Genomic DNA, 9588 nt, shown 5'->3' with positions numbered 1-9588 from the left:
GTGCTGGACGGCGAGCGGGTGGTGGACACGTCCGGCCCGGTGGTGGTCGGGCGTTCGGCGCGTACCGGCGCGGAGCTGTGGCGCAGGGCGGACATCCACCCGGCCCGGGTGCTCGCGACCGAGCCGGGGCGGGTGCACCTGCTGACCGACCGGCGGGAGCTGGTCACCGTCGACCCGCTCACCGGCGCGACCCGGTCCAGTTTCGTGCTCGACGTCGGGCGGGACGGGATCGGCTGGCGGCCGGGCCGGGCGTACGCGGTGGACGGCTACGTCGCCGTGGAACGGCTGCGGGAGAGCGCCACGCCGGAGGACGACGACCAGGGCTACTTCCTGATGGCCGAGCCGGTGCTGCTCGCCGCCACCTGACCGGCGGTTCGGCCTGCAAAACGGACAAAAGCCACTATTGTTGTCGGAGGAGACGCCCAGGGCCGGTCCGTAGGGGGTTGACGGACCGGCCCTGGGCGCGCCCCGGTCAGGCCAGGGCGGACTCGGCCACCGCCAGGAACGCGTCGTTCTCGGCGGGGGTGCCGATGGTGACCCGGACGCCGTCGCCCGGGAACGGGCGGACGATCACGCCGCGCGCCTCGCACGCCCGGCCGAACTCCACCGCCCGCTCGCCGAGCGGCAGCCAGACGAAGTTGGCCTGGCTCTCCGGCACGTCCGGGACGAACTTGCGCAGCGCCTCGGTGACCCGGTCCCGCTCGGCCACTACCAGCGCGCAGCGCCGCTCCACCTCGTCGGCCTGCGCCAGCGCGGCCAGCGCGCCGGCCTGGGCGGCCATGCTGGTGGAGAACGGCGTGACCACCTTGCGCACGGCGGCGGCCACCTCCGGCGCCGCGACCAGCCAGCCGATCCGCAGGCCGGCCAGGCCCCACGCCTTGGACAGCGTGCGCAGCACCGCCACGTTCGGCCGGTCCAGGTAGGTCAGGCCGTCCGGCACCTCCGGGTCGGTGACGAACTCCCGGTACGCCTCGTCGATCACCACGAGCACGTCGTCCGGCACCGCGTCGAGGAAGCGGTCCAGCTCCGCCCGGCGCACCGCCGTACCGGTCGGGTTGTTCGGGTTGCAGACCAGGATCATCCGGGTCCGGTCGGTCACCGCCGCCGCCATCGCGGTGAGGTCGTGACCGTGGCCGGCGTCGTTCGGCACCCGCACGCTGGTCGCGCCGCTGGTCGCCGCGATGATCGGGTACGCCTCGAAGGAGCGCCACGAGTAGAGCAGCTCGTCACCGGGCAGGCAGGTGGCGCGGACCAGGTGCTCGGCCAGCGCCACCGAGCCGCAGCCGGTGGCGATCCGGTCGGCGTCCACGCCGTACCGCTCGGCGAGCGCCTGACGCAGCGCCACCACGCCCATGTCCGGATAGCGGTGCGAACCCGCCACCGCCTCGGCGACCGCCTCCACCACGCCGGGCAGCGGGCCGTAGGGCACCTCGTTGCTGGCCAGCTTGATCGCCTCGGGCAAACCCAGCTCCCGGGCCAGGTCGGCCGGGCTGCGGCCGGGCACGTAGTTGGGCAACGCGTCCAGGTCGGCGCGGGTGAGCCGCAGCGGAGGCTGGTGGCGTCCGGTCTCGGTCATGGGGTGTCTCCCGGGGTGTCGGCGCGGTCGCGCGGGGTGGTACGGGGGTCGGGCCGCTTACGGGGAAGCTGGACCACCACCGTCTGCGCCCGCTTGTCGTGCAGGGCCTGGCGCAGCGGCTGGTCGAACAGGGGCGAGACCGCGTCGATGAGCTGCAGCAGCAGACCGAGCCCGCAGCAGTACCAGAGCAGCGTGGGCAGGCCGAGCGTGCTCCAGCGCCGGGTGGCCCGGCCGAAGCCGAGCGGCTGGTCCGCCTCGACCGGCAGCGCGCGTACGCCCATCAGCCGCTTGCCGAACGTCTGCCCGCGCGCCGCCATCGACGGCACCTCGTAGGCGTACCAGAGCGCGGTGGCGATCACCAGGATGGCGATCTGGAGGCCACCGGCCTGGTCGTCGATCTGGGGCAGCCCCTCGGTGGAGGTGTCACCGTTCATCGCGCGGCGCACCGACTCACGCAGGTACGGCGCGACGGCCTCGAAGTAGCGCCAGACGAACCAGCCGTTCACCACCGCGTTGAGCAGGAAGACCACGCCGAAGTCGATCAGGCGGGCGACCAGCCGGGCGCCGTACGAGGCGAGCGGCAGCCCGTGCGGGCGCGGAACCGGCTGCGCGCCCGGCCAGTGCGGGTACGGCCAGCCCGGCGGCGGTCCCTGCGGCGCCGGCCCGGCCTGACCGGGCTGCCGCGGCCACGGGCCGCCCGGCCCCGGCTGTCCGGGCTGTCCCGGCTGCCCCGGCTGTCCCGGCCAGGGACCGGGCTGTCCGGGCCACGGGCCGGCCTGGCCCGGCTGGCCCGGTTGGCCCGGTTGGCCCGGTTGGCCCGGTTGGCCCGGCCACGGTCCGCCCGGCTGGGCGGGCGCGCCCGACGACGGGGCGGCCTCGGACCCGCTACCCGTCCCGGCACCGGGCGTCGCGGCGGCGGCCGGCTCGGGTTCGGCGGGCGGTGGACCGTCGGGCGGGGTGACGTCGACCGGGATCGGCGCGCCGATCCAGCCCTCGCCGTCCCACCAGCGGCGGGTCTCCGGGTCGGCGGGGTCGACGTACCATCCAGGTTCCAAGCTCACAGCGCCGTCCTTGTTCCCGACTGCGGGGCTCGCAGGCCCGGCTCACTCCTCGCGCTCACAGTGCTCCCCTCAGTTCGCGACTGCGGGGCTCGCAGGCCCGGCTCACTCCTCGCGCTCACAGTGCTCCCCTCAGTTCGCGACTGCGGGGCTCGCAGGCCCGGCTCACTCCTCGCGCTCACGGGCCAACCTTAACGACGACCGTTCCGGCGAACTTGTCGTGGAGGCACTGCTGCCAGGGCTTGTCCCACAGTTGCCAGAAACCGTCGAGGTAGTTGAGGAACGGCACGAACATCCCGCCGGCGAACTCGACGGCCCAGCGCTTGCCGAGCATGCCCCGGCTCAGCGCGGCGTCCGGCTGCACCGGCACGATCCGCAGCTTCATCACCTTCTTGCCCAGCGTCTGGCCGGTCCGGCGGGCGTACTCGACGTGGTAGACCCAGTAGAAGACGAGCATGAGCAGCAGGACCCCGAGCTCGGCGGCGAGCAGCGGCAGGAACACGCCGGTCCAGAGTTCGGCCGGCTCGGGACCGTTCGGGCCCGCCTGCTCGATCTCGTCGATCATCCGGACGAAGACGAGGGCGAAGACCGGTAGGAACAGCACCATCGTCACCGCCATCGCGACGGCGGTGTCGATCAGGTAGGCGATCAGCCGGTCACCGAAGCTCGCCAGCGGCTGCCCGTTCGGCGCCAGCGGGGGCGGGACGGGCCTCGGGGCGTACCCCGGTGGGGGGTAACCGGGCGGCGGGTAGCCGGGCGGGCCGGCGTACCCCGGAGGAACGTGCTGCGCGGGCACCGCGGGCCCGGTGGGCGGCGCGAAGCCGCCGCCCGCGGGTGCAGGCCCGGCAGGCGGCGGCGTCGGGTTCGGGGGAGGCTGGGTCACGCCGACAGTGTTACAGGTTGCCGCGCTTCTCCTGCTCCCGCTCGATCGCCTCGAACAGGGCCTTGAAGTTGCCCTTGCCGAAGCCGAGGGAGCCGTGCCGCTCGATCAGCTCGAAGAAGACGGTGGGACGGTCCTGCACCGGCTTGGTGAAGATCTGGAGCAGGTAGCCGTCCTCGTCCCGGTCGACCAGGATCTTGCGGGACTGCAGCTCCTCGATCGGCACCCGGACGTTGCCGATGCGGGCGCGCAGCTCCGGGTCCTCGTAGTAGGAGTCCGGGGTGTCCAGGAACTCGACGCCCGCCGCGCGCATGGCGTCCACGCTGGCCAGGATGTCGTTGGTGGCCACCGCGATGTGCTGGGCGCCGGGGCCCTGGTAGAACTCCAGGTACTCGTCGATCTGCGACTTCTTGCGGGCCACGGCCGGCTCGTTGAGCGGGAACTTCACCTTGCGGGTGCCGTTGGCGACGACCTTGCTCATCAGCGCCGAGTAGTCGGTGGCGATGTCGTCGCCGATGAACTCGGCCATGTTCGAGAAGCCCATGACGCGCTTGTAGAACTCGACCCACTCGTCCATCCGGCCCAGCTCCACGTTGCCGACCACGTGGTCGACGGCCTGGAAGAAGCGCTTCGGCTGGAGGCCGGCGTCGATCATCGGCTGCCGGTCCACGATCGGGCCGCGGGCGACGAATCCGGGCAGGAACGGGCCGGTGTAGCGGGACCGGTCGATCAGGCTGTGCCGGGTGTCGCCGTACGCGGCGATGGACGCCATCCGCACGGTGCCGTGCTCGTCGCTGACGTCGTGCGGCTCGACCAGGCCGGTGGCGCCCTGCGCGACGGCGTGCGCGTACGCGGCGTCCACGTCCGGCACCTCCAGTGCGATGTCGGAGACGCCGTCGCTGTGCTTCGCCACGTGCTCGGCGCCGTCGGCGTCCGGGCGGACCGCGCCGGTCAGCACGAAGCGGGCCGAACCGCTGGTCAGGACGTACTGCGCGTGGTCGCGGTAGCCCTGCTCCGGCCCCCGGTACGCCACGCAGGTCATGCCGAACGCGGTCGAGTAGTAGTGCGCGGCCTGCTTGGCGTTGCCGACCAGGAAGTGGACGTGGTCCATGCCCTTGACCGGGAACGGGTCGCGGCTGATGTCGTGGTCGACGGCGCCGACGAGAGCGTCGACGTCGACCTCCTCGGTCGACTGGGGTCGGTCGATCGCCTGGGTCATGGTGGCCTCCCTCGCGTACCGGCCGGCCTCGTGGGCCGCCGTGGATGTGCTCTTCCGGGGAGGATCTACGGCGCACGGTGAGTTGGGCAACAGTTGGCGTTATTCCTGGTCAGGTTGTGCATTCGGTACCGTCGGACACCATGAACACTGGTCAGGATGTACAGCTGGACGAGCTGGACGCGCGCTTGATCGAACTGCTGGCGGAGGAACCGCGGATCGGGGTGCTGGAGTGCTCCCGGCGGCTCGGCGTGGCCCGCGGCACGGTTCAGGCCCGGCTGGACAAGCTGGTCGGCCGCGGCGTGGTGACCGGGTTCGGGCCGGACATCACGCCCGCCGCGATCGGCTTCGGGGTGACCAGCTTCGTCACGCTGGAGATCAGCCAGCGGCACGGCCACGACCAGGTCACCGCGCACCTGGCCGCGATTCCCGAGGTGCTGGAGGCGCACACCATCACCGGCTCCAGCGACCTGCTCTGCCGCATCGTCGCCCGGTCGAACACCGACCTCCAGCGGGTCATCGACCAGATCGTCGCCTCCGAGGGGATCCGGCGCGCGTCCACCATCATCGCGCTGGCCGAGCAGATCCCGTACCGCACGCTGCCGCTGGTCCGCTCCGCCGCCCGGGGGTAAGGAAGGGCCCCCTGTTAACGCCTGCGGAGGTGGAAGGGCCCCTTATTAACACCTGCCCGGGCAAGAAGCGCTGCGACACGCCCCGCGCGCGACCCGGGGGACCGGTGATCGTCGCTACCGTGTGCGGTGTGAAGGGCCTAGGGGTACGCGGCTGGTTGCTGCTCGGGCTCGTCACCGTGGTCGTACTCGCCGCGACAGGCGTCTGGAACCCGTTCCCGGCGCTGTGGGACTGGGTCGACCGCAGCAAGCCGATCTCCGAGCCGGACGTGGTCTGGCAGCAGCGCGTCGGCGGCACCCCGCGCAGCGTCACCATCGCCGGCGACACGGTGATCGTCGAGCAGCGCACCCGCGTCGAGGCGCGCAGCCTCGCCGACGGCCGCCAGCTCTGGGAGCGCAAGGCCGACTGGTCGGCGGTCGCGGGCGGCGACCGGGACCCGGTCGTCGCCGTGGGCAAGCTGCTGGACAAGGGGTACGAGGTGCTCGACCCGGTCAGCGGCGTGACCCGGCGTCGCGACGATCGGGCGATCGCCGTCTGGACGTACCGGAACCTGCTGCTGGACGCCTACTGCGTGCGGGCCACCGACTGCACGTTGCGGGCCTGGGAGCCGCGCGGCACCGCTCCGCTGTGGAGCGCGTTCCTGCCCGGCGTGCACAGCGGCGTGCTCGCCGACAACCCGGAGCTGCTCGGTACGCGGCGGCTGGGCGCCACCCGGATCGACGGCGGGGTGGCCGGGCCGGAGGCGGTACCGCCGCTGCTCGGCTTCCCGGTCGACGGCCGGGTGCACGTGGTGGACACCGCGACCGGCCGGGTGCTGCAGAACGTCGAGCCGGGCCGGGAGGAGCGGCTGGCGGTGGTCGGCGGCCGGCTGCTCCGGATCGCGGCCACCTCCCGCGACGGGAGCTGCTACTACACCGTCACGGCAGTCGACCCGGCGACGGGTCAGCAGGTGTGGCGGCGGACCGGGATCAACCTGCGTACGGCCGACTACGCCGGCTGCGTACAGCGGGAGGACCCGCAGGGCGCGCGCAACGTCCTGATCGGGGTCGCCCCGGACGGGCGTGAGGCGGTGCTCGACGGGTACGACGGCCGTCTGCTCCAGGTCGGCGCGGACGGTGAGAAGCTGCTCGCCGTGGACGACCGCTACGCCGTGGTGCGCAGCGCCGACAAGGAGTCGCTGCTGGGGCGGGAGCTGTCGGCGGACCGGACCCGGTGGACCCGGCCGGCGGGCGGTAAGAGCGGCGCCGCGCTCACCCCGTACGCGGCGCTGATCAGCGAGGAGAAGCCGTCTCGGCTGATCGCGGTCGAGCCGCGCGAGGGCCGCGTCCTGGTCGAGCTGCGGACCGCGGCGAACGCGCTGGCGGTCGGCCCCAACGGCATGATCATCGGTGAGGGCCGGGAGATCGGGTACGTCCGCTGGGGCGCCGGCACGACCGGCGCGCCCGGGCCGGGGCAGGGCGACGCGCCGGTGGCGCCGAACCCCGGGGGCAGCTGGCGGCCGCCCGGCGACCAGGGCAGTTGCGGCCCGAAGCGGGAACTCTGCGTCGACGGCAAGTGACAGCGGGTGAGAGGTCGGGCCGCGACCCCACCTGCGGGTGTCACCGATCGACGGCTCTGCCCTAGGCTTTTCGGTCATGAGCAGTGCCGCCGCCTTCTCGTACGCACCCCTGCTGCCGACCGGCCCCGACCTGACGGAATACCGCCTGGTCACCGACGAGGGCGTGGACGTCGTCAACGGCCCGGGTGGCCGCCGGTTCCTGACCGTCGATCCGGGCGCGCTCACCGCGCTGACGGCCGAGGCGATGCACGACATCGCCCACTTCCTGCGCCCGGCCCACCTGGCCCAGCTCCGCTCGATCATCGACGACCCGGCGGCCTCGCCGAACGACCGGTTCGTCGCGCTCGACCTGCTGCGCAACGCCAACATCGCGGCCGGCGGTGTGCTGCCGATGTGTCAGGACACCGGCACCGCGATCGTGATGGGCAAGCGCGGGCGGCACGTGCTCACCGACGGTACCGACGCGGAGGCGATCTCGCGCGGCGTCTACCAGGCGTACACCCGGCTGAACCTGCGCTACTCGCAGCTCGCCCCGCTGACCATGTGGGACGAGCGGAACACCGGCAGCAACCTGCCCGCCCAGGTGGAGCTGTACGCCGAGGACCCGGACGGCCACGCCGACGCGTACAAGTTCCTCTTCATGGCCAAGGGCGGCGGCTCGGCCAACAAGTCCTACCTCTACCAGGAGACCAAGGCCCTGCTGAACCCGACGCGGATGATGCAGTTCCTGGAGGAGAAGCTCCGGCTCATCGGCACCGCGGCCTGCCCGCCGTACCACCTGGCCATCGTCATCGGCGGCACCTCGGCCGAGTACGCGCTGAAGACCGCCAAGTACGCCTCCGCGAAGTACCTCGACGCGCTGCCCACCGAGGGCTCGATGAGCGCGCACGGCTTCCGCGACCTGGAGCTGGAGGCGGAGGTGCTGGAGCTGACCCGCAACTTCGGCATCGGCGCGCAGTTCGGTGGCCGCTACTTCTGCCACGACGTACGGGTGGTCCGGCTGCCCCGGCACGGCGCGTCCTGCCCGGTGGCGATCGCGGTGTCCTGCTCCGCGGACCGGCAGGCGGTGGCGAAGATCACCCCGTCCGGCGTCTGGCTGGAGCGCCTGGAGACCGACCCGGCGCGCTACCTGCCCGACGTGACCGACGAGACGCTGGAGACCGAGGAGGTCGTCCGCGTCGACCTGAACCGGCCGATGGACGAGATCCGGGCCGAGCTGTCGAAGTACCCGGTGAAGACCCGGCTGTCGCTGACCGGCCCGCTGGTCGTGGCCCGGGACATCGCGCACGCGAAGATCGCCGAGCGGCTGGACGCGGGCGAGCCGATGCCGCAGTACCTGCGCGACCACGCGGTCTACTACGCCGGCCCGGCCAAGACCCCCGAGGGCTACGCCTCCGGCTCGTTCGGCCCCACCACGGCCGGCCGGATGGACGCGTACGTGGAGAAGTTCCAGGCGGCCGGCGGCTCGATGGTGATGCTCGCCAAGGGCAACCGGTCCGCCCAGGTCACCCGCTCCTGCCAGGCCCACGGCGGGTTCTACCTCGGCTCGATCGGTGGCCCGGCCGCCCGCCTCGCCCAGGACTGCATCAAGCACGTCGAGGTGCTCGAATACGCCGAGCTGGGCATGGAGGCGGTCTGGAAGATCGAGGTGGAGGACTTCCCCGCCTTCATCGTCGTCGACGACAAGGGCAACGACTTCTTCGCCGAGGTCACCAAGCCGGTGCTCACCGTCGGCCGCCGCTGAGTTCAGACGCACAGACATCGGTGCGCCTGCCCGGTCGGACCACCGGACAGGCGCACCGCCCCCGTCGGATGCCGTCATCGGCAACCCGCACCGAGTCTGTGCGCCGCCGCTATCGGATCGCTATCGCCTCGGCGCGGCGCTCGGTGACCGCCGGGCTACGCTGCTGCAGGGTTGATACGGCGGTCGGGGGAGCGCGGTGCGGTTCGGAATCTTGGGGCCCCTGCGGGTCGGCGGCGGTGAAGCCACCGTCACCGCGGGTCGAGATCGAATCGTCCTCGCCATGTTTCTGCTGCGTCCGGGCCTGGTGGTGCCGACCGAGGACCTGATCGACGCCGTGTGGGAGGACCGTCCCCCGGCGACCGCGCGGACCCAGCTCCAGATCTGCGTGTCTCGACTGCGGCAGCGGTTCGCGGCGCTCGGCCTGCCCACCGTGACCATCGTCACCGACCCGGCCGGATACGGCATCCGGATCGAGCCGGGCGACCTCGACGCAGAGGTGTTCGCCAACGGTGTGGAGGCGGCCCGCCGGAACGCCGAAGCGGGCCGGCTGATCGAGGCGCGTCAGAACTACCGGGACGCGCTGGCGTTGTGGCGTGGGCCGGTGCTGGCCGGCATCCCCGCCCGTAGCGTGCGGCGGCGGGCGCAGGCGCTCGACGAACAGCGGCTCGCCGCGCTGGAGGACTGCGTCGACATCGAGTTGCGGCTGCGCCGGGCGCCCGAGCTGGTCGACGAGCTCACCGAGGCGGTCGAGCGCGAGCCGCTGCGGGAACGGTTGCGGGGGCAGTTGATGCTGGCCCTGTCGGCGGTCGGCCGCCACGCGGACGCGCTGGCTGTCTACCGGGAAGGGCGGCGGATCTACGCCGAGGAGCTGGGCATCGAGCCGGGCGCCGCGTTGCAGGAGCTGCACCAGCGGATACTCGCCGGCG

At 72.7% G+C, this 9588-nt stretch carries 8 protein-coding genes and 1 pseudogene; 5 read left to right on the top strand and 4 right to left on the bottom strand.

Going from position 1 to position 9588, the window contains the following annotated elements; genetic code table 11:
• A pseudogene (locus KBX39_RS13255) lies at positions 1 to 366 on the top strand (pyrrolo-quinoline quinone); the annotation flags it as partial.
• A 106-nt stretch (positions 367 to 472) separates the two neighbouring features.
• On the opposite strand, the gene hisC reads toward KBX39_RS13255, so the two are convergent.
• The 4 genes from hisC to hppD form a co-directional block, all read right to left on the bottom strand.
• On the bottom strand, positions 473 to 1576 hold the full coding sequence (hisC, locus tag KBX39_RS13250) for a histidinol-phosphate transaminase (protein WP_043327934.1): 1104 nt from the start codon (positions 1574 to 1576) through the stop codon (positions 473 to 475).
• On the bottom strand, positions 1573 to 2637 hold the full coding sequence (locus KBX39_RS13245) for an RDD family protein (protein WP_210870762.1): 1065 nt from the start codon (positions 2635 to 2637) through the stop codon (positions 1573 to 1575). The genes hisC and KBX39_RS13245 overlap by 4 nt, the downstream gene beginning before the upstream one ends.
• A 175-nt stretch (positions 2638 to 2812) precedes the next feature.
• Positions 2813 to 3517 (bottom strand): RDD family protein, encoded by a 705-nt coding sequence (locus KBX39_RS33315; protein WP_064446756.1) that lies wholly within the window; start codon positions 3515 to 3517, stop codon positions 2813 to 2815.
• Positions 3518 to 3527: 10 nt separating this feature from the next.
• Positions 3528 to 4733, bottom strand: coding sequence for a 4-hydroxyphenylpyruvate dioxygenase (hppD, locus tag KBX39_RS13235; protein ID WP_043327937.1), 1206 nt, complete (start codon positions 4731 to 4733; stop codon positions 3528 to 3530).
• Between the two features lie 140 nt (positions 4734 to 4873).
• Between hppD and KBX39_RS13230 the strand changes: the two genes are divergently transcribed.
• From KBX39_RS13230 to KBX39_RS13215, 4 genes are all read left to right on the top strand, one after another.
• On the top strand, positions 4874 to 5362 hold the full coding sequence (locus tag KBX39_RS13230; protein ID WP_013288920.1) for an Lrp/AsnC family transcriptional regulator: 489 nt from the start codon (positions 4874 to 4876) through the stop codon (positions 5360 to 5362).
• Between the two features lie 119 nt (positions 5363 to 5481).
• Positions 5482 to 6918 (top strand): PQQ-binding-like beta-propeller repeat protein, encoded by a 1437-nt coding sequence (locus KBX39_RS13225; protein WP_124778768.1) that lies wholly within the window; start codon positions 5482 to 5484, stop codon positions 6916 to 6918.
• Positions 6919 to 6994: 76 nt separating this feature from the next.
• Entirely contained in the window at positions 6995 to 8662 is a 1668-nt protein-coding gene (locus KBX39_RS13220) for a fumarate hydratase (protein WP_030502831.1), read from the top strand.
• A 196-nt stretch (positions 8663 to 8858) separates the two neighbouring features.
• The coding region (locus tag KBX39_RS13215; RefSeq protein ID WP_210870759.1) for an AfsR/SARP family transcriptional regulator at positions 8859 to 9588 on the top strand (730 nt) is incomplete at its 3' end.

This window comes from Micromonospora sp. D75, from assembly GCF_018070405.1.
GTDB lineage: Bacteria > Actinomycetota > Actinomycetes > Mycobacteriales > Micromonosporaceae > Micromonospora > Micromonospora chalcea.
Note: the sequence above shows the minus strand (reverse complement) of the source record. Positions and strands in the feature narration are given on the sequence as shown.